Here is a 24,316-nt window from a genome sequence, read left to right as displayed (position 1 = left end):
GATACACACGCCGGCGGAGTCGAAGGGGTACGGCACGCGTGCGGCGGTACCCGGGGGTGTCAGCCGAGCAGCGTGCCACCGGTGGCGTCCACGAACGACCCGGTGATCCACCGCGCCTCGTCCGTGGCGAGGAACGCCACCACATCGGCGACGTCCTCCGGCTCGCCGACCCGTCCGAACGCCGACAGCCCCGCCATGTGCTCGACCGCCTCGGGGATGTCGAAGACGGGGTTCCCGTTCCGCGTGATCCCCGGCGCGACCGAGTTGATGGTGATCCCGCGCGGCCCGAGCGCCTTCGCGAAGTGCAGCGCGAGCTGTTCCAGCGCGCCCTTGCTCATCGCGTACGCGATCTCGTCCGGGTTGGCGAACCGTGTGAGCCCGGAGGAGATGTTGATGATCCGGCCGCCGTCCGGCATGTTCCGCAGGGCCCGCTGGATCAGGAAGAACGGCGCCTTCGCGTTCACCGCGAAGATCCGGTCGAACTGCTCCGGCGTGACCTCGTCCGCCGATACCCCGCCCATCACCCCGGCGTTGTTGACCAGGATGTGCAGGTCGGTGGAGCCGGTCCGCTCCAGGAGGTCCTCCTCCAGCACGGCGAAGAGCCCGGCCACGTCACCGTCGACGCCCAGCTCCGTCCGCACGGCGAACGCCCGCCCGCCGTCCTTCTCGACGGAGGTGACCACCTCGCGCGCCGCCGCCTCGTCCCGGTTGTAGTGGACGGCGACGAGCGCGCCCTCCTGCGCGAGCCGGATCGCGGCCGCCCGGCCCATGCCCCGGCTCGAGCCGGTGACCAGCGCGGTCCGGCCGGTGAGCCGCTCCGCGCCGACACCCCGCCGGACCCCGGCGAGCACCGCCGGGGTGACGGCGGCCCGGGCCTGCACCGTCGTGGCCGGGGCGCCGTCCGCGCCGGCCGAGTCCCGTGCCGCCGGCGGGGCGACCGGCCGCTCGGCCCCGAACCAGCGCGTGAGCGCGTCGGCGAGCGGCCCCGCCTGCGGTCCGTCGGCCCAGACCACGTACCCGTCGGGCCGTACGAGGACGGCGCCCCCGGGGCCGTCGGCCGCGTCGCCCACCGACACCGCCGGGACGATTCGGACCCGGTCGCCCCAGGCCGCCGCCGCCTCCGCGAGTTCCGCCCGCCGCGCCTCCTCGCCCGGCGGCAGGAGCAGCAGCCCCCGCCCCGGCCGCAGCAGGCCCAGCGTCGTGGTGGTCCCCTCGGCGGTGGTGACGTCCCAGGCCGGCACCCGCAGGCCGGGGAGCCCGGTGCCGTCCCCGCCGACGTCGTGGCGGACGGAGAGCCCGGAGATCAGCCCGGCCAGGTGCGTCCGTACGTTCTCCTTGGCTCCGAGCTCCGCGAACACCTCCCGCACCGCGTCCACCTCGGGCCCGCCGAGCAGCAGCAGTGCCTGGGTGCGCACGTTGCTCTGGACGGCCTGCCCGACGGCGTGCCGCTCCTCGTGGTAGCTGTCCAGCAGGGCGTCGCTGCCGTGCCCGGCGATCCGGGCGCCCAGCTTCCAGCCGAGGTTGAAGGCGTCCTGGAGCCCGAGGTTGAGGGCCTGGCCGCCGATCGGCATCTGCTGGTGGGCCGCGTCCCCGGCGAGCAGCAGCCGGCCCCGCCGGTAGGCGGAGGCCTGCCGGGAGGCGTCGCCGAACGAGTTCACCCACAGCGGGGTGCCACCGCCGATGTCCTCTCCGGTGATGCGCTTCCAGGTGTCGGCGACCTCCTCGTAGGAGGGCTGTCCGGACCTGGGGCGCGCCCCGAACTCGTGGACCATCACCCGGGTCACCCCGTCGGGGCGGCGGGCGGCGATGACGAGTCCGCCGTCCTTGCGCTCGAAGCGCCGGTTGGGGATGTCGATCCCGGTCACGTCGGCCCGCAGCAGTTCGCGCTCGGCGTCGGTGCCGGGGAAGTCGAAGCCGCCGAGCCGGCGGACGGCGCTGTTCTCGCCGTCGCAGCCGACGACGTACGCGGCCCGCAGGGAGAGTTCCCCGTCCTCGGTGCGTACGGCGGCCCGTACCCCGTCCCCGGTCACGGTCAGCCCGGTCAGCTCGTGGCCGCGCCGGATGTCCGCGCCCAGGTCGGCGGCCCATTCCCCGAGGACTTCCTCCAGGCGGGTCTGGGCCACCTTCCACTGCCCCGGGTAGGGGCCGGGCAGACCGAGGTCGAGGGGGATGCCCCCGAAGTGCCCCGCGTTCTCGTGCGGTACCTCGCCGATCGGGTCGAGCAGACCGCGGCTGTCGAGGAGCTCCATGGTGCGGGCGTGCAGGGTGGACGCCCGCGATTCGCGGGTGGGGGCGGTGAGGGTGTCGAGCACCACCACGTCCGTGCCCGCCAGCCGGAGTTCTCCGGCGAGCAGCAGTCCGACGGGGCCCGCGCCGACCACGATCACCTGGGTCTCGGTGAGGTCCTGATCGATGGCCATGGGCGTACTCCCTTTCTGTGGGCGGGGTGGGGGCGGGGTGGGGGCGGAGGTGGTGGCGGGCCGGAGCGGCGGCCCCGGCGAGGGGGCCGCCGCTCGGGCGGCACGGCCGGACGGCCGGGTCCGCGCGGCTCAGGCGTTGACCGTGACCTTGAGGCTCGCGTTGATGGCCTCGACGAGGGAGCGCGGGGTGGTGTGGTCGGCGAAGATGTCGTCGTCGAGCGTGATGTCGAACTCGCGCTCGATGCGGCTGCCGGTTTCGAGCAGCGCCAGCGACTCGTAGCCGAGCGACTCGAAGTCGGTGTCGAGGATGTCGCCGTCGAGGTCGACCTCCTCGTCGGCTCCGGCGCCCTCCAGGAGGATGCGCTTGAGGTCGTCGAAGGTGAATTCCTGCTTGGACACGTGGGGTCCCTTCATCGGTGTTCCGCACCGGAGTTTCCGGCTGCGGGAGTTCGGCGCGGGGCACGCGCGGCGCCCGCCCCGGCCGGTGGGGCCGGACGGGGACGGGCGCGGTCTCGGGGAAGCGGGTGCGCTCAGTCGAGCGCGCGCAGCACCACCGCGGAGTTGAAGCCGCCGCGGCCGCGCGCGAGGACGAGCGCGGTGCGCACCGACGCCGTCCGGGGCCGTACGGCCACCAGGTCGATGTCGTGCGCCGGGGATTCCACGTTGGTGGTCGGCGGGATCAGTCCCTCGCGCATGGCGAGGACCGCCGAGACCACGTCGACGGGGGCCCCGCCCGCCCCGAGCCGCCCGGTGGTGGTCTTGGGCGCGGTGACCGGGACTCCGTGCGGGCCGAAGACCGCGGTGATGGCCTCGGCCTCCTCCCGGTCGAGGCGCGGGACGCCCGCCCCGTCGGCGAAGACCACGTCGACCTCGGCCGGATGGCATCCGGCGTCGGCGAGGGCCGCCTCGGCGGCCCGGCGCAGGCCGGGTGGGCGGCCGCTGCCGGGGCGGGGGTCGAGGGTGGCCCCGTATCCGGCGAACTCGGCGTAGACGTTGCGCGCCCCGCGGGCGGCCGCGCTCTCCTCGTCCTCCAGGATGATCAGGGCGCCGCCCTCGCCCGGTACGTAGCCGGAGGCGGCCTCGTCGAAGGGCAGGTAGGCGCGTTCGGGCTCGTCACTGGTCGACATGGCGCCGGTGGCGAGGTGCGCGGCCCAGCCCAGCGAGCAGATCGAGGCGTCGAAGCCGCCGGTGGCGATCAGCCGGCTGCCCTTGCGGAGCCTGCGCCGGGCCTGGGCGAGGGCGTCGAGACCGCCGGCCTGATCGCCGACGAGGACGCCGGTGGGGCCGCGCAGGTCGTTGCGCACCGCGATCTGGCCGGTGTTGACGGCGTAGAACCAGGCGAAGGACAGGTACGCGCTGACGTGCTTGGGGCCCTGGCTCCAGAGCTTGCGCAGTTCGGCCTCGCCGAACTCGGAGCCCCCGGAGCCGGCCGCGGTGACCACGCCCATGTCGCAGGGGTGCAGGTCCCCGGCGGCCAGTCCCGCGTCCTCGAAGGCGCAGTCGGTGGCGACCAGGGCGAGCTGCGTGACCCGGTCGGTCTGCGGTACGAGCCGGCCCGGCAGGTGTTCGCCGGGGTCGAAGCCGTGGATCTCCCCGGCGAGGCGCGCCGGGTAGGGGGAGGCGTCGAAGCGGGTGACGGGCCCGACGGCGTTCTTGCCGATGCGGGTCGCCGCCCAGAAGTCCTCCACCCCGAGGCCGCTGGGGGCGGCCACGCCGATGCCCGTGACGAGGGTCCTGGCGCTCATGCGGTCCTCCTGTCGGGCCGGGCCAGCACCATCGCGCTCTGGAACCCGCCGAACCCGCTGCCGACGGTCAGGACGGCATCGGTGCGGTGGTCCCGCGCGGCGATCGGGACGTAGTCGAGGTCGCACTGGGGGTCGCGGGTGCGCAGGTTCGCCGTGGGGGGCACGACGTGGTGGCGCATCGCGAGGACGGACGCGGCGATCTCGATGGATCCGACGGAGCCCAGCGAGTGCCCGATCATCGACTTGACGGAGCTCACCGGGGTGCGGTGGGCGTACGGGCCGAGCGCCAGCTTGTAGGCGGCCGTCTCGTGGGCGTCGTTCTGCCGGGTGCCGGAGCCGTGCGCGTTGACGTAGTCGAGGTCGGAGGGGTTCAGGTGCGCCTCGTCGAGCGCCACCGTGATGGCTTCGGCCAGCTCGCGGCCGTCGGGGCGCAGCCCGGTCATGTGGAAGGCGCTGGAGCGGGAGGCGTAGCCGGCGATCTCGGCGTAGAGGGTGGCGCCCCGGCGGCGGGCGCTCTCCAGCTCCTCCAGGACGAACACCGCGGCGCCCTCGCCGAGGACGAAGCCCCGGCGGGTGGCGTCGAAGGGCCGGGAGGCCCGGGCCGGGTCGTCGTTGAGGCTGGTCGTCGCCTTGATCGCGTCGAAGGACGCCAGGGTGAGGGGCGTGATCGGCGCGTCGGTGGCGCCGGTGACCATGACGTCGGCGCTGCCCTCGCGGATGAGGTCGACGGCGTGCGCGACGGAGTCGATCCCGGAGGTGCAGCCGGTGGAGACGACCGTGGAGGGACCCTCGGCGCCGACCGCCCAGGCCACTTCGGTGGCGAAGGAGCCGGGCACGAAGTGGTCGTACAGGTCGCCGGGGGCGCGGGTGTGGTCGACCGCGGCGAGCCGGCCGTACTCGGCGGCCGCCCGGTAGGCCTTGTCGAGGCTGGAGACGGCCCCCACACCGGTGCCCATGCTGACGCCGGTGCGGTACGGGTCGAGCCCGGCGAGGTCGAGGCCGCTGTCGGTGACCGCCTCGCGCGCGGCGACCACGCCGAACTGGGCGGCGCGGTCCATGCGGCGGATCTCCTCGTCGGTCAGACCGTGGAGCTCCGGCAGGAAGTCGGCTTCGGCCGCCACCCGCGAGCGGAAGGGCGCGGCGTCGAAGTGGGTGATCTCCCGCGTGGCCGTGCGCCCCGAGCTCAGCAGCTCCCAGAACTCCCGGACGCCGATGCCCCCGGGCGCCAGCACCCCGATGCCTGTGATGACTACCCGGCGGGCCACGATCGGTGCCCTCCCGTCATCTCTGCGGTCGCGGACATCACTCCGTCGCCGTCCAGTCGTAGAAGCGGGTGGCCATGGCGTCCGCGGGGGAGCGCCAGGTCTCCGGGTCGTACGGCTGTATGAAGGGCTGGAGGTCGTAGCTGATGCGCATGAACCGCGGGTCGTTGCGGGACTGCTCGATGCGCTCGCCGCCGTCGTCCTCGGCGAAGTCCTGCAGGTGGAAGTAGAGACCGTTGTACGAGAACAGCCGCCGGCGCAGCGTGCCCATGCGCTCCGGCATGTCCGTGCGGTCGAACTCGGCGAAGATCTTGGCCACCTCGGCGCTCGAACGGACGTCCATCCGCGCCACGATCAGGTTGCTGTGCATTGTTTCTACTCTCTCCGGGGATCGGCGGGTCAGCGGTCAGCGGGAGGCCGGGCCGTACAGGCGGATGAAGTCGTCGACTCCGTCGGCGATGAGCGCGTCCTCCTCGGCGCGTCCGAGGGGCAGCGCGCCGTGGAAGGAGCGCTGGACGACGGACGACGGCACCAGCAGGATGAAGCGCTCGGCCGCCTGGTCGGCGTCGGCGATGTCGAGCAGGCCCTCGGCGGCGACCTGCCTGAGGCGGCGGGCGAGTTCACGGCGGGCCTGGCGGGGGCCGGTGGCCTGCCACTTGTCGACGGCCTCGGCCGGCAGGTGGGTGACCTCGGCGCTGATGTGCCGGACGATCGCGAAGTGCTCGCGGAAGGCCTCCAGCGGCGCCAGCCAGGCCCGGCCCAGGGCGATCAGGTCCTGGCGGAGGTCGTGGATCTCCGCGAGGTAGCTCTCGGCGACGGCCCCGAGGGAGGCGGCGACGGAGGCGGCGCTGTCCAGCAGCACGCCCAGCAGCAGCTGCTCGTGGTCGGGGAAGTGCCGGCCGACGGCGGCCGGTTCGACCCCGGCCTCGGCGGCGGTGGCTTCGGCGGTGCAGTGCCTCCAGCCCTCGCGGGCGAGGACGGTCCGGGCCGCCCGGACGATGTCGCGTCGTTCCCCTTCGGGGCCGGCCGGGCGGGCCGGGGCGGCCGCTCCGGTGCCGGTGCCTGCGGGGAGGCGCTCGATCGTTGCTTGCGGCGTTGCCATGTGTGGTTCCTCCGGTTGACGTGCTCGTCGGCCGTCGCCTGCGGCGGCCTCAGGGGGTGCCGGTCGCGCGGGGCCCGGTCGTCAGGGGGTCCCGAACCAGCGGTCGAGCGCCATCGGCAGGTCGTGGTGGCTGCCGGGCGCCGCCCATGCCACGTATCCGTCGGGCCGGACGAGCAGGGCGGTGGTGTCGTTCAGTCCGCCGGCGGCGGCGCCGGTGCCGCGCGGCCGGGCGGTGACGGTGTCGACCCGTTCCGCCCAGGGATCGGCCCTGCGGCGCAGCCGCGGGTTGTCCGCCAGGTCGAGGAGCACCCCGCGGCCGGGGCGCAGCAGCTCGGTGGTGGACGTGGGGCCGTCGGGGCCGGTCAGCTCCAGGTGGGGCATGCGCCGGCCGAGGAGCGGGTGGGTGCCCCGGCCGACGTCGTAGGAGATCTCCAGGCCGGTGACCATGGCGGCGAGGTGGCGGGCCACGTCCTCGTACGCCATGAGCTCCTTCAGCGAGTCGCGCAGTGGCTGCACCTCGGCGCCGCTCAGGAACAGCAGGCCCTGGGCGCGGGTGTTCATCAGGAGCCGCCGGCCGACCGCGTGGCGTTCGGTGTGGTAGGTGTCGAGCAGGCTCAGCGGGGCCCGCTCCCGCACCACGGAGGCGAGCTTCCAGCCGAGGTTGAAGGCGTCCTGGATGCCGGTGTTCATGCCCTGTCCGCCGGCGGGCAGGTGGATGTGGGCGGCGTCGCCGGCCAGCAGGACGCGGCCGCGCCGGTACTCGGTGACCTGCCGGGCGGCGTCGCCGAAGGCGCTCACCCACACCGGTTCGGCGGCCGAGATGTCCTCGCCGGTCAGCCGCTGCCAGGCGGCGGCGACCTCGTCGAAGGAGGGCGGGCTCTCGCGCCGCCGCGGGGGCGTGCCGCGCTCGCAGACCACGATGCGGGTGGTGCCGCCGGGCAGCGGGCCCACCATGACCATGCCGCCGGGGAGGGTCTCGCCGATCATGCGGGGCTTGAGCTCGATGCCCTTGATGTCGGCGAGGAACATCTCCATGGTGGCCGGGGTGCCGGGGAAGTCGAAGCCGGCGGCCTTGCGCACGGTGCTGCGTCCGCCGTCGCAGCCCACCAGCCAGGAGGCCCGCAGGGTCTGCGCGCCGCCGGGGCCGCGGACCTCGACGTCGACGCCTTCGCCGTCGTCGTGGACGGAGAGCACCTCGTGGCCGCGCCGGATGTCGGCGCCCAGGCCGGCGGCCCACTCCTCCAGGTGCGTCTCGGTGACCGACTGCGGGACGGTCTTCGCGGCCTGACAGGCGTCGTCCAGCACGCCGAAGTCGAGGGGCAGCCCGCCGAAGTGGCCCAGCGTGCTGCGCTCGATGTCGCCGAAGCGGGCGAGGATGCCGCGCTGGTCGAAGGTCTCCAGGGTCCGCGTGGTGAAGCCGAGGCCGCGCGATTCGCCGGTCCGCCGCTCCAGGCGTTCCAGGACGACGACGGGGACTCCCGCCACCCGCAGCTCACCGGCGAGCATCAAACCTGCGGGACCCGCGCCGACGACGATCACAGGGGCGTCCATCACGTCTCCTTGAATTCGCCTCCGGAGACAGTGCACCGGATCTTGACTACAAGGTTCTTCGGGCACGAGCGGTCGTTCAACAGCGCTGGATTCAGGACTCGGTCAGGTTCCACAAGGGCCGGTCCGCTGCCTCGGGAACCGGCCAAGGGAATGTCAAACAGCGGTCAGGCGTCTCGATCCGGCTCCTACCGGATCGAGTGCCGACCGCTGTCGGGGGTCGTGCGAAGGGGACCGTCTCAGGCGCGCGCGGCCGCCCGCCGGTCGAAGCAGGTCCGGACGTCGGTCTCGTTGTAGTAGGTGCGGCCCGCGCGGTTGCGCCGGCGCCACCGCTGTTCGCTGGCCAGCCGGTAGACGGTGCCGGTGGAGGTGTGCCACAGGCGGGCGATGTCGGCGGCGGTGAGCCAGCGTTCGGTGGCCGCGGGCCCGGGCGTGCCGGATTCCCCGCCGGAGTCCATGGTGCGGCTGAGCTCGCTCCACCGGTCGCTGGTCCAGCGGTGTTCCGGGTCGGCGTCGCAGACGACCGCCCCGTCGGCGCCCGGGCCGGCGTCCGGCGCGCCGGCGCGGACGGCGACGGTGAGGGAGCCGGCGCAGCCGGGCCGGGGACAGGCGCCGAGGCGGATGCTGCGGGCCTGCTCGGGGAAGGCCGCGCGGCGCCCGGCGCGCACCAGGCGGGCGATCTCCTCGGTGGCCTCGGCGGCCGCGGGGTGGGCGGCGAGCCACTCCCCGTTGCGCCGCAGGAAGGCGGTGAGCGCGGCGACGGTACGCGGCGGGGAGGCGAAGCCGCGCTCCTGCGCGACCAGTCCGCTCCAGGAGCCCAGTACCGAGACCATCTTGGCCCGTACGTCGGCGGCGGTCCCGTTGAAGGGCAGGCCGGGCAGGTCTCCGCCGGTGGTCCGCTCGCGCAGGCCCGCGGGGGCCGCGCCGGCGAGCATCCGGCCGCACTCCTCGTAGAGGTGCGTGAGTTCCGCGAGGCCGGCGTCGAGGCGCTCCCGGCAGGGCCGGCACAGCAGGCCGCCGTCGGCGGTGCGCCGGCGGGCGCGCCCGTCGGCGGCCCGGCGGCGGCAGCCCTCCCCCTGGCACGGTGCCTTCACTGCCATGGTTCTCCCCCCTCGGCTCGCGGCGGTGTGGACGGTTCAGCCCTGGCCGAACCGGAAGCCGACGCCGCGGATCGTGATGATCCAGTTGGCGCCGATCTTGTTGCGCAGCGTGCTCACGTGCGTGTCGACGGTCCGGCGGGACCAGGAGTCGCCCCAGACTTGCTGCATCAGCATCTTGCGCGGGATGACCGTGTCGGGGTGCGAGGCGAGGAGGTAGAGCATGTCGAACTCCTTGCGGGTGGTCTCGACGGGCTCCCCGTGCAGGGTCACCTCCCGCGTGCCCGCGTCGATGCGCAGCGGCCCGCAGGTGATGGTGGCCGCGGCGGGCCGCGACGGTCTCGCCCGGCGCATGACCGCCTCCATCCGCGCCATCAGCTCGCGGAACCCGTACGGCTTGACCAGGTAGTCGTCCGCGCCTGCCTGGAGGCCCAGGACGCGGTCCAGCTCGCTGCCGCGGGCGGTGACCGCGATGACGGGGATCTCGTGGGCCGCGCGGATGCCCCGGCAGACCTCCAGCCCGTCCAGGTCGGGGAGTTCCAGGTCCAGGAGGACCAGGTCGGCGTCGGCGTAGCCGCGCAGCGCCTCGCTCCCGGTGCCAACGATGTCCACCTCGTGACCGTGCCGGCGCAGTCCGCGCGCCAGGGTCTCGGCCTCGACCGTGCTGCTCTCCACGATGAGGATCCGCCACAGGGCCGACTGGGCCGGCGCGTGCGGTGGCACCCTCAGCCCCTCGGCCGGCAGGAACGCACCGTTCGCCGTCCCCGCGGCGGTGGTGTGAGGTTCCAGTACAGCGAAGGTCCGCTGGTTCATCCGCCCCCCTCCCTCAAGCTCAGTTGAGCCAACGTCAACGAAGATACAAACCGCTTCGTCGGTTTGTCAAAGCCCGCAAAACGCGGCAAGGTTCGCGATAAGTAGATCAAATCAGGCCACAGCGGGGCACGAATCGCCGTTGATCAGGCCACCAAGCGGAGCCGGGGCACTCTTCCAATACCAACGGGGCGGTTTAATAATAGAAGGAAACTGATACAGGAGCTATGCGTGATGAAACAAGAACGCGCCGTCCGAACCCGTCAAGCACTGCTCGAGTCAGCGGCCACGGTGTTCGGGCGGCGCGGGTACGCAGAGGCGACGCTGAGCATGATCAGCGTGGGTGCCGGAGTGAGCCCGGGCGCGCTCCACTTCCACTTCGAGAACAAGGCGGCCGTCGCGGAGGCCGTGGAGACCGCCGGGGCCCGGACCCTGCGCGCCACCACCCGCGAGGTGTACACGCGGCGGACATCGGCCCTCCAGGCCCTGGCCGACAGCTCCCAGGCACTCGCCGGGCTGCTCCTGTCCGACGTCGTGGCCCGGGCCGCCTTCCAGCTCAACCGGGAGCCGGCCTACCCGTCGTCCTTCGGCCTGCCCGGCGAATGGCACGACTACGTACACCGGCTGCTCCTCGAAGCCGCGGAGGAGGGCGCCCTGCTGCCCGGACTCAACCACCGCAACGTGGCGACCACCGTGGTGGCCGCCACCCTCGGCTTCGAGGCCCTCGGCCGTGACGACCCCCAGTGGCTCGCCCCGCGCACGCTGGCCGGGTTCTGGCGGGTGGTCATGCCCTGTCTCGCCGGCCCCGCCACGCTGCGACGGCTGGACACGGCCGGAAGGGGGAGCTGACACGTCCGTGGCCCGTCGCCCCCTCGGCGGCGACGGGCCACACACCCGTACGAAGACACCCGCACCCGCACCCGCACCCGGACACGGGCCGGGGCCTTGCGCGCTCACACCGACCGCAGGGCCCTGACCGGCTCCCCCGCGTACTCCTGCGCCGCGTCCAGCACGGCCCGGCTCTCCCTCCCCAGCAGCTCGCGCACGTACCGGCGCGCCCGCGCGGGGTCCGCGTCCGCCACCCGCTCCGTCTTCCTCCCGTCCAGCAGCACGTCGTGCCGGCACACCACCGTCACCCCGGCCGGGTCCGGCTCCACGGACCACTCCCCGGAGTGCGCCGCGAGCAACGGGTGCGGCCGCAACCGCTTGAAGACGATCCGCCCGGCCGCCGGGAAGCACACCCGCACCTCGTCCGTCGGGTACGGGGAGCCGTCCGCGTCCCGGTTGGCCAGCCGGACGCGCTGCACCCCGGGCCGGTGCTCCGCCACCTCGGCCCCCGTGACGTGCGCCACCCGGCCGGGCCAGGACCCGGCCTCGTACAGGAACGTCTGGACGGGCTCGGCCGGCCCCTGGATCCGCACGGACTCCTCGAAGGACACCAGGCGCCCGTCGAGCCCCCGCCAGCGCTCGGCGACGGCCCGCAGCCCGTCGGCCGCCGCCCGCCCCCGCGCCGCGGCGGCGTCGAGGACCCGCTGCGCCCCGGGGACCTCCGCGACGGTGAGGTCCTGCTCCAGGAGCAGCCGGGACCAGCCCGGGGCCAGCCGCTCCACGCGCCAGCTGCCGCTCGAAGCCGTCACGGGCGCCTCGGGCCGCTCCTCGCGGAAGTCGACGCGCCGCCGCCCGGCGTCCAGGTTCCGCCGCCACAGCGACGCCCGCGGCTCCCCCTCCGCCCCCGCCCAGTGCAGGTACCGCTCGGTGAGCCCGTCGAAGTCCAGCCGCTCCGTGTGGACGGTGTCCGCCAGGAACAGCGGCCACGGCGTGGTGTCGGCCACCAGGGTGTACAGGGTTCCCGCCGGCGCGGCCGCGTCCACCGCGTACGACAGCCGGTGCACTCGCTCCACTGACATCGGACACCTCTCTCAGCGCTTGGCACAGATCCTGTCTCGATCCGCCGGAGTCCGAGTGGACCGCCGCTGGTGTCTCAGACCGCGGCCCGGCTGCCCAGTACGCGGTTGACCAGTTCGAGGAAGCGCCGGGGGGTGTCGCCCAGTTCGAGGAGCTCCCCGTCGAGGAGGACGTCGAACTTGCGCTCGATGGAGCCGGTGGTCTGCAGGACGGAGAGCGAGTCGTAGCCGAGCTCGTCCCAGTACAGGTCCTGGACGTCCTCGGTCAGCTCGACGCACTCCTCCTCGCCTCCCCAGATCCGCAGGATGCGGGTCAGGTCGGTGAGTTCCAGCCGGTGCATGGTGTTCCTCTCTCCTGGTCCGCCGGCGTGGCGACGCGTACCGGGTCGCCACGAGCCTCGCCGACGGTCCTGGAGGGCCGCTCACGCCGGGGCCCAGCCGCACTGGAGCCCCGCCACCACACCGCCCGGCGGCCCGGCCGCCCCCTGATATACCTATGCGGCGTACAGATCGAAGGTGGAGCTGCGCCGCGGTCCCGCGACCACGTCCAGCGCGGGGTCCACCCGCAGCATCGCCTGGTGCAGGCGCTGGAGCTGCTGCGAGGGTTCCACCCCCAGTTCGCCGATCAGCCGGGCACGCAGCCGGCGGTAGACGTCCAGGGCGGTCGCCTGCCGGCCCGAACGGTAGAGGGCCACCATGGCCTGCGAGTGCAGGCCCTCGTGCTGCGGGTTGCGGGCCATCAGCTCGGTGAGCTCCGCGAGGAGTTCGGTGTGCCGGCCCAGCCGGAGGTCGACGTCGATGCGGCGCTCGGTGGTCACGAGGCGGCTCTCGGCGAGCCGCAGCACCTCGATCTCCAGGATCGGCCCGACGCGCACGTCGACCAGGGCGGGGCCCTGCCACAGGTCGAGCGCCTTGCGCAGCAGGTCGGCGGCGCGCTCGTCGTCGCCCTCGTCGAAGGCGTTCTGGCCGGCGGCCGCGAGGGCCTCGTAGGTGTGGACGTCCACGGACTCCTGCGGGATCTGGAGCAGGTAGCCCCCGTGCCGCGTCGCGAGCACGTCCTTGGCCGTGCCCGGCGCACCCGGCCCCATCGCCGTGCCGAGTCTGCGGCGCAGCTGGAGGATGTACGTCTGCAGGGTGGTGAGCGCGCTCTCGGGCAGTTTGGTGCCCCAGATCTCCTCCATGAGGGTCGGTACGGGCATCACCCGGCCCGGGTAGAGCGCGAGAAGCGCCAGGATCTGACGCGGCTTGCCCGCCGTAGGAACGATCGATGCCCCGTTGACCTCGGCACTCAACGGACCCAGAACCTGAATCTCCACGGTCTCCCCGTCTCCCCTCCACATTTCGTCGAGATACTCTCGGTTATCAGTATTCGACCCGATGACGGTAAGGCAGCCCAGGGCAACATCACCGGGCGCTCAAGCCGACGTCGAGCAGACCTCCGAAACGGGCGAACAGCTGGCGGATTCCTAGCACAAGATTCCGACAGGACGTCAAAACCGGTGCTCAGCCCATGGATCAGGCCCGTCGTATCTGTTCCGATTCCCGGCTGTGCAAATTAATTCTCAGGTTTTCCGGCAGTTTCTGTAAAAGACCTGACAGAGATCTCTCCTATCGGCGGCCGCCGCGCCCGCTCCCCGGACGGGTCAGCCGACCCGGGCGAGGCGCTTGCGCGCGGTCTCCGGGGATTCCGCCGGGGTCTCGGGGCTGCTCATCAGGATCGAGCGCTGGAGGCTGCGCAGGGCGGCCGACGGCTCGATGCCGAGTTCGCGCACCAGGGTGGAGCGCAGCCGCTGGTACACGCTGAGCGCCTCGCCGCGCCGGCCCGAGCGGTGCAGGGCGAGCATGAACTGCCCGTGCAGGTTCTCGTGGATGCGGTAGCGGCTGGCCAGCACGGTCAGCTCCGCGAGCAGCTCGCGGTGCCGGCCGAGGCGCAGGTCGGCCTCGATGCGCTGGTCGAGCGCACACAGCCGGGTCTCCTCCAGCCGGCGGGTCTCCATGTCCAGCTGCACCCCGCCCTCGACGTCGGCGAAGGCCTGCCCCTGCCACAGGGCGAGCGCCTCGCGCAGCAGCCGCGCGGCATTGGGGAAGTCCCCGGCGTCCATGGCCCGGTAGCCCATTCCGGCCAGCCGGTCGAATTCACGGACGTCACTGGTCCCGCCCGCGCTGTTCAGCATGTATCCGCCGGGCAGCGTGACCAGCACGTCCTTGGCGGTGCGCGACCCGTCGGTGCCCTCGAGAGCGTGGCCGATGAGCCCGCGCAGCTGGAGCACGTACGTCTGGAGCGTGGTACGGGCGCTGCGCGGCGGCTCGGTCCCCCACAGCTCCTCGATCAGCGCGGCCACGGGCACCACCTGGTCCGCGTGGAGCGCGAGCAGCGCCAGGACCTGGCGGGGCTTGGCGGCGGTGGGGGTGATCGAGACCCCGTTCTCCCGCACGGTCAGAGCGCCCAGTACATCGATGTCCACGCCGTACTCCCCTGCTTCGTTCTTGGATGAACCCTCGAAGTTCGCTGGAACGAGGAAAAAACAGCTGCGCCGGTTTGTCAATACCAAACCGGCTGTACCGTTTTTTGCTCCGCGGGCCCGGCCGCCCCTCCCTAAAACAGCCTCTGACCTGCATATTCAATGGTCTGACGATCATCGGGCGCCCCTCAGAACCGCCTTCCGGGCCAGATGAACTCCTTCAGATCGCCCCTCAGAACGACGGGAAACGGCCGAGAACAGACCGAAGAGTTGGCTGATTTTCGCCTATTGAGGCCGCCACACCCCACCCGAAGGCACGCTTCGAGAGCCTCCGAGTCCAGGCAGTACGGAATTACGGCGGCTCCACAAACCGCTTTCCCGGTTTGCTGAACTGCACTTTCGGTAGGCAGACGGCAGGGCGGAAGCGGAACACCGCTGGAGCACCACTCGAAACGGAGGCGCGGAGCCCACCTCCGGCAGGGGGTCTCCCCACGGCATTCGAGCCTCGGACCAGCGGTTGCCGGAACCCCTTTCACCTGTCGGCGACCCACCCCGTCGAGGTGGCCGGCCGGGCGCCCGCTGGCCGGTTCCCCGTGGTCCACATGCCGGACATCCCCGCGCGGGGACGCCGCCGCACCGCGGCCACTTCACGTTGGCGAACCCTCCGGGCACGGCCCGCGCTCCCCCGGAGCCGCGCCCGGCCGCCCGGCCCCGCTCCACCCCCCGGTACCACCCTCACCGCCATCGATCGAGCTGAACTGCGCGAACCGGTACATGTCACCGGTGTCCGGCGCCCCGCGGCCTCCCCTCCCACCCCTGCGCCGCACTCCGCGCCCCCCGGAGCCCCCGCCGGATCCCCGGGCACGCAAAGGGAATGCCATCACCGCGCAACCACCCGCCGCCCCCCTCGCCCGGCCGCCCCGCACCCGCCCTCCGGCTAAAGGATTGCTCTTGACGCGCTTGAGATCATTCTCTGCGGGTGGCGAAGATTCACCTCCGCCCGACCGCCGGAGACCTGGGCAAATATGCGCCGACGAGTTGGCCGGAATCTGGCCTTCCATATATTTCCCGGACCTGCTCGCAGCTACCTCTGGAGAAAAAACCGGTTGGTATATATTTTTCTGAGCAGTCACACCTGTTACTGGTCAGCGCTGTCTAGGGGGAACAATGAGCGCGAGCACGTTTCACGTTGGGCGCACAGCGGTCTACGACCGGGCGGAGTCGGTCACGACTCCGGAAGAGCTGCACGACTCCTGCTTCCCGTCCCTCACCACCGTTCCGAAGGAACTGGTACACCGCACGTCCACGGCGCAGGTCCTGCTCACCGACTGGCAGCGGCTGGATGACGCCCGCTTCTCCGTGACCGCTCGCTGGCCCCTCTCCCACGCGTTCTTCACCCCCGTCGGCGACGGCTACTACGACCCGCTCATGTGCGCCGAAACGATTCGTCAGATCGCCTACCTCCTGGGCCACGCGGAGTTCGCCGTCCCCTTCGGCCACCAGTTCGTCCTGTGGGACCTCAGCGTCAGCGTCGTGAGACCCGAGCGCCTGCGGGTCGGCCTGGTGCCCGCCACCGTCGACCTCGAGATCACGTGCGTCGAGATCAAGCGCCGCGCGGGCCGGCTCTCCGGGCTCGGCTACGAGGCGGTCGTACGCCGGGACGGACAGGTCGTCGCGACGGGCCGGGCCTCCGTCACCTGCACCAGCCCGGCCGTGTACCAGCGGATCCGGCCCGAGCACGTCCTGACGCCCGAGCACCGTCCGCTGCCGCTGACGGCCCCGGCCGCTCCGCAGAGCGTGGCCCGGCTGTCCCCGACCGACGTGGTCCTCTCCCCCCTCGACCGGGAGAACCGCTGGCAGCTCCGGGTCGACACCAACCACCCCGTCCTCTTCGACCACTGGGTCGACCACGTACCGGGCATGGTCCTCATGGAGGCCGCCCGGCAGGCCGCCGCATCCGCCCTGGGCCGCCCCTCCTTCATGCCGCTGGCCGTCGCCGGCGAGTTCAAGCGGTACGTCGAACTGGACGCACCCTGCGTCATCGAGTCCGAGCGCCTGTTCCAGGACGTGCCCGGCGCGGAGGAAGTCGCCCGCGTGACCGGCCACCAGAACGGCGAGCTCACCTTCGTCGGCACCGTCACGGCGTCCTCCTACGGCTACTGACCCCCAAGCTCCCGGCTTTCCCCCTCATCGGCACACCACGGCCCGACCACCCTCGGTCATTTTTCGCGCCGCGGTGCCGCCGCTCGTTGGCGTTGGCATCACCCGCTGTAAGATACGAACGGGACGGACGGTTTGCAGCAGGGCTTCCGACGCTCCGAACATCTGCGAGGGAAGGAGCCAACGTGGCTGAACAGGTCCGAGCCATCCGCACGCGCCAGGCGATCCTGAGCGCGGCGGCCAGGGTGTTCGACGAACGGGGCTACCAGGCGGCCACCATCTCGGAGATCCTCACCGTCGCGGGGGTGACCAAGGGCGCCCTGTACTTCCACTTCCAGTCCAAGGAAGACCTGGCCCAGGGCGTCCTCACCGCGCAGAACGAGGATCTTCTGCTCCCTGAGCGCCCCGCCAAACTCCAGGAGGTGGTGGATGCCGTCATGCTGCACACCCACCGCCTGCGGACCAACCCCATGGTCCGCGCGGGCGTCCGGCTGAGCCTCGACGTGAACGCCGGGGGGCTCGACCGCAGCGCCCCGTTCCGCAACTGGGTCGACAAGTTCACGGACCTCCTGGAGAAGGCCCAGGCCCAGGGCGAACTGCTGCCCCACGTGGTACCGGCCGAGACCGCCGACGTCATCACCGGTGCCTACGGCGGCGTCCAGTCCATGTCCCAGGCGCTCACCGAGCACCAGGACCTGGGGCAGCGGGTCAACGCGCTGCTGCGCCACCTCATGCCGAGCATCGCCCAGCCCTCGGTCCTCGCCTCCCTGCACCTCGGCGAGAGCCGCGCGGAAGAGGTCTACCTCGAAGCCCGGCAGCTGGGCCGCGAGCAGGCGGACGAGGAAGACTGAGCGGCCCCGGCACCGGGCCGCTCACCACCCCCCGCGGGAGGGCTCCGCTTTCCCCTGTGCACCGCCGGCCGGAAGGCTCCCGCGCGGTGCGCTTCGTGCTGCCCCCGCGTCCCTCGGCGGCGACCGGGTTCCGGTCCGCCGGGAAGAGCCGCGACGGCGCCCCGCGCGGCCGTGGGGGTTCCGCCCCGCCGGCCGTCGCTCTTTGTGCCTGCAACACATGCCCCCCTGCTGTCTGCTCCTAGAAATATACCGCACGTCCCGTTCTTTTCAATGGTTCTCACGAACTAGGCTGCGTCGCATGACCGACTCTTCCCCGCGCCTGGTGCCCGTCACCCCGGACAACTTCGACGCGGTGTGCGCCGTACGGGTCCATCCCGCTCAGGAGCACCTCGTCTCCCCCGTCGTGAAATCCCTCGCCGAGGCCTACGTGCACGGCGAGACCGCCTGGCCCCGCGCCATCGTCGACGGGGACGAGGTGGTCGGGTTCGTCATGGCCTTCATGGACTTCGTCTGGGACCCGGCGAAGGACCCCGAGCACCGCCGCTCGGGACTGTGGCGCCTGAACATCGCGGCCGGACGGCAGGGCAAGGGCTACGGCCGCTTCGCCGTCGAGGCGGTCACGGAGGAGATCCGCCGCCGCGGCGGAACGCGGGTGTACGTCACCTGGAAGCCGGTCGAGGACAGCCCCGAGCCCTTCTACCTGGGCCTCGGCTTCCGCCGCACCGGCGAACTCAGCGGCGACGAACCCGTGGGCGTCCGCGACCTCACCCCCGGCCCCGACGCCGCCCCCGTCCCCGCCTAGCCGAGCACCACGGTCCCCGACATCCCCGGCACCTCCGCCCCGGCCCCCGCCCGGTACTGCTGCGGGCTCACCCCGCGGACCCGCTTGAAGGCCGTCGACAGCGCGAACGCGCTCCCGTACCCCACCCGGCGGGCCACCGTCGCCACCGTGGCGTCCGGCTCGCGCAGCAGGTCGGCGGCCAGGGCGAGCCGCCAGCCCGTCAGATGGGCGACGGGCGGCTCCCCGACGAGCTCGGTGAAGCGCCGGGCCAGCGCGGCCCGCGACACCCCCGCCCGCCGGGCCAGCTCCGCCACGGTCCACCCGTACGCCGGGTCCTCGTGCAGCAGCCGCAGCGCCACCCCGACGACCGGATCGCCCTGCGCCCGGTACCAGCCCGGGGCCCCCGCCTCCGGGGCGGCGAGCCAGGCCCGCAGCACCCCGATGAGCAGCAGGTCGAGCAGCCGGTCCAGGACCAGCTCCTGCCCGGGCTCGTCCCGCGCCACCTCCGTGGCCAGCAGCGTGATCAGGGTGACGTCCGCGGCCCGCGCCGGCCGCACCAGCACGGCGGGCAGCGCGCCCAGCAGCCGCCGTCCGATCTCGCCCGGCGCCTGGTACGTCCCGCTCAGCGCCACCGCCGAGCCGGCGCCCGGCCCCGGCCGGCCCCAGGTCCGCACCCCGAGCGCCAGCCGCTCGCCGAGGTCCTCGCCCTCCGGCGTACGGCACCGCTGGTCGGGTCCGACCGTGATCTCCACCGGGGTGTCCCGGGAGTCCGCGAGGGTGTACGCCCCGGGCCCCCGTACGACGGCCACGTCGCCCGGGCCGATCAGCGCCGGCTCCCCGTCGTCGGGCAGCAGCCAGGCCGGCCCCCGCACCATGGTGATCACCGACAGCGGGGCCCGGTCCTCGATCCGCACGGCCCAGGGCGGGTCGAAGACGGACTTCAGCAGGACGGCGCCCCGCGCCTTGGGCCCGTCGAGCAGACCGGTCAACGTGTCCATGGCCCCATCCTCACCCGGCCGCCGCTCCCCCGTCCCCCCTCAGACGTCCCAGACGCCGCTGGCCGCCACCTCGCGCGCGTAGTCGGCGAAGTCCCGGGGCGGGCGCCCCAGTACCTCCTGCACCCCGTGGACCAGGTGCGCGTTGCGCCCGTCCAGGATCAGGGCGAACAGCTCGGCGAACTCCTCCGGGAGCCCCTCCTCGCGCAGCGCCGCCCTGTACTCCCCGTCGGAGACGGGCACGTACGCGATCTCGCGCCCGGTCACCTTCGACAGCTCGGCGGCCACCTCCCCGAAGCCCAGCAGCCGCGGCCCGGACAGCTCGTACGTCCGGCCGACGTGCCGGTCGTCGGTGAGCGCGGCCACCACCACGTCGGCGATGTCATCGGCGTCCACGAAGGGTTCGACCGCGTCCGCCACCGGCAGGGCGATCACCCCGGCCCGTACGGGGTCCAGGAAGAAGGCCTCGTCGAAGTTCTGGTTGAACCAACTGGCGCGCACCACGGTCCAGTCGGCGCCGGAGTCCTTCAGCCGGTCCTCGGCCGCGCGGGCCGCCTCCTCGCCGCGCCCGGACAGCAGCACCAGCCGGCGCGCCCCGGCCGCCACGGCCGCCTCCGCGAAGGCGCCGACCTGTTCGGCGGCTCCGGGGAAGGCGAGGTCGGGGTGGTAGGTGACGTACACCCGGTCCACGTCCCGCAGGGCCGGCCCCCATGTGGCGGGCTCGTGCCAGTCGAAGGCCGGAGCCCCGGTCCGCGAGCCGATCCGCACCGGCCGGCCCTGGACCCGCAGCCGCTCCGCCACCCGCCGCCCGGTCTTGCCGTTGCCGCCGATGACCAGGGTCTTCTTCGTCTCGTTCGTGTTCGTCGTCATGGCACCAGTCAATCCCCGCACGCCGGGACGCGACATGGCCCAGACGCTCGCCCGCATACGCGTGCGTCCACGCCCCGCTACTTCTCGGCGAGGGTGTGCGCGACGAGGGCGTTGGCGTGCCCGTGGCCGATCCCGTGCTCGCTCTTGAGCCAGGAGACCAGCTCCATGTGCCTGGTCAGGGGAGAGGTGCGGATCAGCTCCTGCCACTCCGCCACCGGACGGCCGTACTTCTTCTCGATGGAAGGGAAGTAGCTGGCGGGGCCCTTCACCGGCTCGCTCATATCGTCTCGCTCCTCGTGAGTGTTTCAGCTGTTTGCGCGGGGCGGTTCCCGTCCCCACAGGGGTAGACCGGGGTCCGTGCGGAAACTCATCGCGGATCCCGGAAGTTTTCCGCCCCGGACCACCCGGCTCTCATGATCTGCCGGACCCTCAGGTCAGTCCCGGGCGGGGCATGTGATCCCATGATCCACATGACGAGGACTCTCTACCTGTTCTGCTCCGCCGCCCCGCCCGTCTTCGACGTGGCCCACGTGATCGAGGACGCCCAGTCGCGCGGCTGGAACGTGTGCGTGGGCCTGACCCCGACGGCGGCGCGCTGGGTGTCCGAGAGCCTCGACGGACTCGCCGCCCTCACCGGCAACCCGGTGCGCTGGCAGTACAAGCTCCCCGGGGAGCCCGACGTGTGGCCGGACGCGGACGCCGTGCTGTTCGCCCCCGCCACCTTCAACACGGTCAACGCCTGGGCGCTGGGCCTCACCGACCGGTTCACCGTCGGCGTCGCCGCCGAGGCCCTCGGCAAGGGCGTCCCCGTGGTCGCCATGCCCTGCACCAACACCGCGCTCGCCGCGCACCCCCAGTTCGAGCAGTCCCTCGCCGTCCTGCGCGGTGCGGGCGCCGAGCTGCTGTACGGGGAGGGCGGTTTCGTCCCCGGCCCGGCCGGCACCGACGCCCCGCCGCACTTCCCGTGGCAGACGGCCCTCGACGCGGTGGACCGCGCCGCCGCCGCGCAGGCGTAGGCCTACTCCCCCGTGACCCCGTCGATCGCCTCGCGCAGCAGGTCCGCGTGGCCCGTTGTGCCGGGCGTACTCCTCGATCATGTGGGCCAGGATGTAGTGCAGCGAGTACGGCTGGTCGCCGAAGTGCCCCCGCACGTCGAGGGATTCGGCGGCCGCCACGATCTGCCGGGACCGCTCGCAGGTCTCCTCCCAGATCCGGAACGACTCGGCGGGGTCCGCGTCCTCGACGTGGAACTCCGTCCACTCCCCGGCCTCGTTCTTCGGGAAGTACCCGCGTACGTCCTCACCGGCCAGCACGTTGCGGAACCAGCCGCGCTCCACCTCCGCGAGGTGGCGTACGAGCCCCAGCAGGCTCAGCCCGGACGGCGGGACGGCCTTGCGCCGCAGCTGCTCGTCCGTCAGGCCCGCGCACTTCATCCGCAGGGTGTCCCGCTGCCACTGCAGGACGCTGGTCAGGGTGGCCCGTTCGTCGCCCACCAGCTCGGGCGGGGTGCGTCGTTCATCGCTCATCGGCCGATGATCACACCGGCGACCGCGCCCCGCCGTCCTTTCCACATGCCGGACGAGCGGTCGGCCCGGCGGCCCCCCTCAGGCCGCCACCCGCCGCCCCGCTCAGGCCGCCACCGGCCGCCCCGCACCGGCCAGCGCCCGTACGCCCTCCAGGCTGCTCCCGTACCCGGGCCGCCAGCCCAGTTCCCGCCGGGCCTTGGCGTTCGACATCCGCAGGTCGGTGCCCATGATGGCGTGCGCGAGCGGCGCGGGCCGCAGCACCCACAGCGGTACGGTCATCGGCGCCGGCGCCCCGAAGGCCTCCGCCACCGCCCCCATGTGCCCGCCCCAGCCGACCGGCGCGTCGTCGGCGATGTTGTACGCCTCGCCCGCGCGCCCCGCGTCCACCGCCAGGGCCACCGCCCGCGCCGCGTCCGCCACGTCGACCCAGCTCAGCGCCCGCCCCTTGTCGGCGACGACGGGCAGCTTGCGCCCCCTCAGCAGCGGCACCAGGTGGCTGTCGGTGACGCCCTCCCCGTAGAACAGCCCGAACCGCAGGCTGACGCCCTCGATCCCGTCGGCGGTGAAGGCCAGTTCCTCCTTGGTCCGCATCGCGCCGACGTGCCGCTCCAGCCAGACGTTCGTGCCGTGCGGCCCGAAGCCGTCGTCCTCGCCGATCAGCGCCCCGCCGTGGTCCCCGTACCCGTAGCCGAACATCATCGACTCGACGACGAACCGCCGCGCCCCCGTCTCCCGGGCCGCGGCCAGCAGGTTCACGGTGCCTTCGGTGCGCAGCCGGTTGGTGCCCGCCATGTCCTGGTGGCGGGCCATCGCCTTGCCCGAGAGCGCGGTGGCCGCGTGCACGACGACGTCGAAGCCCCGCCCGTCGACGGCCCTCAGCAGCCCCTCCCGGTCGAGCAGGTCGGCCCGTACGTCCATCCCCGCGCCCCGGCCGAGGCCCGCGACCTCGTGGCCCGCCGCCCGCAGGGCCGCCGCCGCCCGCTGTCCCAGTACCCCGCTCGCGCCCGCCAGCAGCACCTTCATGGCCGTCCTCCTCCGTCGTGGTCTCACTCAGGGGACAGACGGGCCCGGGCGGATGTGACACCTTCCCGGAGGAAATCCGGAAAGATCTCCTCGCTACGCCGCGTAGAGGTCGAAGGTCGATCCCCGTCTGGGGCCCGCCACCACGTCCAGCGCCGGGTCCACGTTCAGCATCGCCTGGTGCAGCCGCTGGAGCTGCGGCGACGGTTCGACGCCCAGTTCCCCGATCAGCCGTCCGCGCATCCGCCGGTACACGTCCAGCGCGCCCGCCTGCCGCCCGGACCGGTACAGCGCCACCATCAGCTGCGAGTGCAGCCCCTCGTGCCGGGGGTGGCGGGCGGCCAGCTCGGTGAGTTCGGCGAGGAGTTCGGTGTGGCGTCCGAGCCTCAGGTCGGCGTCGATCCGCCGTTCGACGGTGCCGAGCCGGCTCTCCTCCAGCCGCATCACCTCGATCTCCAGGACCGGCCCCACCCGTACGTCGACCAGCGCGGGTCCCTGCCACAGCGCGAGCGCCTCGCGCAGGAGGGCGGCCGCGCCCTCGTCGTCGCCGCCGTCGAAGGCGGCCTGTCCCCGGCCGACGAGCCCCTCGTACACGTGGGCGTCGACGGCCTCGGACGGCACCTGCAGCAGGTACCCGCCGTGCCGCGTCGTGAGGACCTCCTTCGCGGCGCCGGGCCGGCCGGCGCCCATGGCCGTACCGAGCCGCCGACGCAGCTGGAGGATGTAGGTCTGCAGGGTGGTGAGCGCGCTGTTGGGCGGCTCCTGCCCCCAGATCTCCTCCATGAGCACGGGCACCGGCAGCACCCGCCCGGGGTGCAGTGCGAGGAGGGCCAGGATCTGCCGCGGCTTGGACGCCGTCGGCACGATCGAGCCCCCGTCCACCTCGGCACTCAGCGGACCCAGAACCTGAATTCTCACGTTCTCCCCCTCCGTACGTCGCTTCGCCCCGCTGTCCGCATCCGGCGGAAATCGCCGGACGCGACCTAGACCCCGCTGCCGAGGTACCGCCGGCCGCGTTCCCCGTCCGCCGGCAGCCGCGTGTCGCGGCCCCGCGTCCGGTACTCCCGCGCCCGTTCGGCGCCGACGAGGCTCGGCAGCAGCAGCCCCCACAGGGCGGCCACCTTCCGCTGGAGCTCCGCGTAGGACAGCCCGGTCCCGGCCAGGACCTCGATGCCGCAGACGGCGGCGGCCACCAGCGCCTCGGCGCTCTCCCACCGGTCGGCGGCCGAGCCCCCGTCACCGGCGGCGTCCCCGCCGTCGAGCCCGTCGAGCGACGGGTCGAGCGGCAGCTCGCCCGCGTCCCGCGCCATCCGCAGCAGTTCGCACACCGCCTCGAGCCACGCCCCGTGGAAGTCCACGGCGGGCGGCTGCTGTCCGGCGCACTCCTTGGTGATGCGGAAGCTCGCCGGGATCGCGGGATCCTCGTGCAGCGTCCGCGCCAGCCAGTGCGTGGTGTCGATCAGTGCCTGCAGGGGCGAGGCCCCGCTCTCCCGCAGGCTCCGGACCGCCTCGCGCAGCAGGCCGCACCCGCGCTGCTGCACGGCGTCTGCGAGTTCGTCCTTCGAGGCGAAGTGAAAGTACAGCGCCCCCTTCGTCACCCCGGCCGCACCCGCGATCTCACCGAGCGTCGCGTTGGCGTACCCGCTGCGGTGGAACAACTCGGCCCCGGCGAAGACCAGCCTCCTGCGGGTCCGCTCCGACCTTTCCTGCACCGCTCCGTCTCCTTCCACCCCCGCTGCCGTTGCCCCCGGCCGTTCCCCGGC

The 24,316-nt window shown here is 73.1% G+C and carries 24 protein-coding genes and 1 pseudogene; 5 read left to right on the top strand and 20 right to left on the bottom strand.

What is annotated here, in order from left to right:
- Positions 1-59 precede the first annotated feature (59 nt).
- The 9 genes from ABT403_RS14410 to ABT403_RS14370 form a co-directional block, all read right to left on the bottom strand.
- A complete protein-coding gene (locus ABT403_RS14410) occupies positions 60-2,420 on the bottom strand; it encodes an SDR family oxidoreductase (RefSeq protein WP_344161476.1) in 2,361 nt (786 codons plus the stop codon).
- A gap of 129 nt (positions 2,421-2,549) precedes the next feature.
- Positions 2,550-2,819, bottom strand: coding sequence for an acyl carrier protein (locus ABT403_RS14405; RefSeq protein WP_344161479.1), 270 nt, complete (start codon positions 2,817-2,819; stop codon positions 2,550-2,552).
- Positions 2,820-2,950: 131 nt separating this feature from the next.
- Complete coding sequence (locus ABT403_RS14400) at positions 2,951-4,165, bottom strand: ketosynthase chain-length factor (RefSeq protein WP_344161482.1); 1,215 nt, start codon at positions 4,163-4,165, stop codon at positions 2,951-2,953.
- Positions 4,162-5,433, bottom strand: a complete 1,272-nt coding sequence (locus tag ABT403_RS14395; RefSeq protein WP_344161598.1) for a beta-ketoacyl-[acyl-carrier-protein] synthase family protein — start codon at positions 5,431-5,433, stop codon at positions 4,162-4,164. The genes ABT403_RS14400 and ABT403_RS14395 overlap by 4 nt, the downstream gene beginning before the upstream one ends.
- 34 nt (positions 5,434-5,467) lie before the next feature.
- On the bottom strand, positions 5,468-5,797 hold the full coding sequence (locus ABT403_RS14390; RefSeq protein ID WP_100865011.1) for a TcmI family type II polyketide cyclase: 330 nt from the start codon (positions 5,795-5,797) through the stop codon (positions 5,468-5,470).
- A gap of 36 nt (positions 5,798-5,833) precedes the next feature.
- Positions 5,834-6,529 (bottom strand): TetR/AcrR family transcriptional regulator C-terminal domain-containing protein, encoded by a 696-nt coding sequence (locus ABT403_RS14385; protein ID WP_344161490.1) that lies wholly within the window; start codon positions 6,527-6,529, stop codon positions 5,834-5,836.
- Between the two features lie 81 nt (positions 6,530-6,610).
- A complete protein-coding gene (locus ABT403_RS14380) occupies positions 6,611-8,080 on the bottom strand; it encodes an FAD-dependent monooxygenase (protein WP_344161493.1) in 1,470 nt (489 codons plus the stop codon).
- Positions 8,081-8,316: 236 nt separating this feature from the next.
- Positions 8,317-9,177, bottom strand: coding sequence for a hypothetical protein (locus ABT403_RS14375; RefSeq protein WP_344161496.1), 861 nt, complete (start codon positions 9,175-9,177; stop codon positions 8,317-8,319).
- Between the two features lie 36 nt (positions 9,178-9,213).
- Positions 9,214-9,987, bottom strand: a complete 774-nt coding sequence (locus ABT403_RS14370) for a response regulator transcription factor (RefSeq protein WP_344161499.1) — start codon at positions 9,985-9,987, stop codon at positions 9,214-9,216.
- A gap of 231 nt (positions 9,988-10,218) precedes the next feature.
- Here ABT403_RS14370 and ABT403_RS14365 point away from each other — a divergent pair, with 231 nt between their 5' ends.
- Positions 10,219-10,833, top strand: coding sequence for a ScbR family autoregulator-binding transcription factor (locus ABT403_RS14365; protein WP_344161502.1), 615 nt, complete (start codon positions 10,219-10,221; stop codon positions 10,831-10,833).
- Between the two features lie 104 nt (positions 10,834-10,937).
- On the opposite strand, the gene ABT403_RS14360 is transcribed toward ABT403_RS14365, so the two are convergent.
- From ABT403_RS14360 to ABT403_RS14345, 4 genes are all read right to left on the bottom strand, one after another.
- On the bottom strand, positions 10,938-11,891 hold the full coding sequence (locus tag ABT403_RS14360) for an SRPBCC family protein (protein WP_344161505.1): 954 nt from the start codon (positions 11,889-11,891) through the stop codon (positions 10,938-10,940).
- Between the two features lie 74 nt (positions 11,892-11,965).
- Entirely contained in the window at positions 11,966-12,229 is a 264-nt protein-coding gene (locus ABT403_RS14355; protein WP_344161508.1) for a phosphopantetheine-binding protein, read from the bottom strand.
- Positions 12,230-12,382: 153 nt separating this feature from the next.
- On the bottom strand, positions 12,383-13,204 hold the full coding sequence (locus tag ABT403_RS14350) for an AfsR/SARP family transcriptional regulator (protein ID WP_042811903.1): 822 nt from the start codon (positions 13,202-13,204) through the stop codon (positions 12,383-12,385).
- A gap of 327 nt (positions 13,205-13,531) precedes the next feature.
- The gene (locus tag ABT403_RS14345; protein ID WP_344161516.1) at positions 13,532-14,353 is read right to left on the bottom strand and encodes an AfsR/SARP family transcriptional regulator; all 822 of its coding nucleotides are present in this window, start codon (positions 14,351-14,353) and stop codon (positions 13,532-13,534) included.
- A gap of 1,164 nt (positions 14,354-15,517) precedes the next feature.
- On the opposite strand from ABT403_RS14345, the gene ABT403_RS14340 reads away from it, so the two are divergent.
- The 3 genes from ABT403_RS14340 (at position 15,518) to ABT403_RS14330 (ending at position 18,163) form a co-directional block, all read left to right on the top strand.
- Positions 15,518-16,513, top strand: a complete 996-nt coding sequence (locus tag ABT403_RS14340; RefSeq protein ID WP_344161519.1) for a ScbA/BarX family gamma-butyrolactone biosynthesis protein — start codon at positions 15,518-15,520, stop codon at positions 16,511-16,513.
- A gap of 182 nt (positions 16,514-16,695) precedes the next feature.
- Positions 16,696-17,361: a ScbR family autoregulator-binding transcription factor gene (locus ABT403_RS14335; protein ID WP_344161521.1), complete on the top strand. Its 666-nt coding sequence runs from the start codon at positions 16,696-16,698 to the stop codon at positions 17,359-17,361.
- Positions 17,362-17,659: 298 nt separating this feature from the next.
- Positions 17,660-18,163 carry a GNAT family N-acetyltransferase gene (locus tag ABT403_RS14330; RefSeq protein ID WP_344161524.1) on the top strand — a complete coding sequence of 168 codons (504 nt, stop codon included), beginning with the start codon at positions 17,660-17,662 and terminating at the stop codon, positions 18,161-18,163.
- Here ABT403_RS14330 and ABT403_RS14325 read toward each other — a convergent pair.
- The 3 genes from ABT403_RS14325 to ABT403_RS14315 all read right to left on the bottom strand — a co-directional run bounded on the left by ABT403_RS14325 (position 18,160) and on the right by ABT403_RS14315 (position 20,288).
- Complete coding sequence (locus tag ABT403_RS14325; RefSeq protein ID WP_344161527.1) at positions 18,160-19,140, bottom strand: AraC family transcriptional regulator; 981 nt, start codon at positions 19,138-19,140, stop codon at positions 18,160-18,162. The two genes, ABT403_RS14330 and ABT403_RS14325, sit on opposite strands and share 4 nt — an antisense overlap.
- Before the next feature lie 39 nt (positions 19,141-19,179).
- Positions 19,180-20,007: an NAD(P)H-binding protein gene (locus ABT403_RS14320; RefSeq protein ID WP_344161530.1), complete on the bottom strand. Its 828-nt coding sequence runs from the start codon at positions 20,005-20,007 to the stop codon at positions 19,180-19,182.
- A gap of 77 nt (positions 20,008-20,084) precedes the next feature.
- Positions 20,085-20,288 carry a DUF4287 domain-containing protein gene (locus tag ABT403_RS14315; RefSeq protein WP_344161533.1) on the bottom strand — a complete coding sequence of 68 codons (204 nt, stop codon included), beginning with the start codon at positions 20,286-20,288 and terminating at the stop codon, positions 20,085-20,087.
- A 189-nt stretch (positions 20,289-20,477) separates the two neighbouring features.
- Here ABT403_RS14315 and ABT403_RS14310 point away from each other — a divergent pair, with 189 nt between their 5' ends.
- The gene (locus ABT403_RS14310; protein ID WP_344161536.1) at positions 20,478-21,023 is read left to right on the top strand and encodes a flavoprotein; all 546 of its coding nucleotides are present in this window, start codon (positions 20,478-20,480) and stop codon (positions 21,021-21,023) included.
- A gap of 111 nt (positions 21,024-21,134) precedes the next feature.
- On the opposite strand, the pseudogene ABT403_RS14305 reads toward ABT403_RS14310, so the two are convergent.
- From ABT403_RS14305 to ABT403_RS14290, 4 genes and pseudogenes are all read right to left on the bottom strand, one after another.
- Positions 21,135-21,440 (bottom strand): annotated as a pseudogene (locus ABT403_RS14305) (mycothiol transferase); the annotation flags it as partial.
- Positions 21,441-21,635: 195 nt separating this feature from the next.
- Positions 21,636-22,556 carry an NAD-dependent epimerase/dehydratase family protein gene (locus ABT403_RS14300; RefSeq protein ID WP_344161539.1) on the bottom strand — a complete coding sequence of 307 codons (921 nt, stop codon included), beginning with the start codon at positions 22,554-22,556 and terminating at the stop codon, positions 21,636-21,638.
- A 93-nt stretch (positions 22,557-22,649) separates the two neighbouring features.
- Positions 22,650-23,471 (bottom strand): AfsR/SARP family transcriptional regulator, encoded by an 822-nt coding sequence (locus ABT403_RS14295; RefSeq protein WP_344161542.1) that lies wholly within the window; start codon positions 23,469-23,471, stop codon positions 22,650-22,652.
- Positions 23,472-23,536: 65 nt separating this feature from the next.
- Positions 23,537-24,265 (bottom strand): ScbR family autoregulator-binding transcription factor, encoded by a 729-nt coding sequence (locus ABT403_RS14290; protein ID WP_344161544.1) that lies wholly within the window; start codon positions 24,263-24,265, stop codon positions 23,537-23,539.
- Between the last annotated feature and the right edge of the window lie 51 nt (positions 24,266-24,316).

Origin of the sequence: Streptomyces sp. NPDC000075 (assembly GCF_040301925.1) — a bacterium.
Taxonomy (GTDB): Bacteria; Actinomycetota; Actinomycetes; order Streptomycetales; family Streptomycetaceae; genus Streptomyces; species Streptomyces polychromogenes.
The sequence above is the reverse complement of the archived record's forward strand: the minus strand, read 5'-3'. Positions and strand labels throughout refer to the sequence as shown.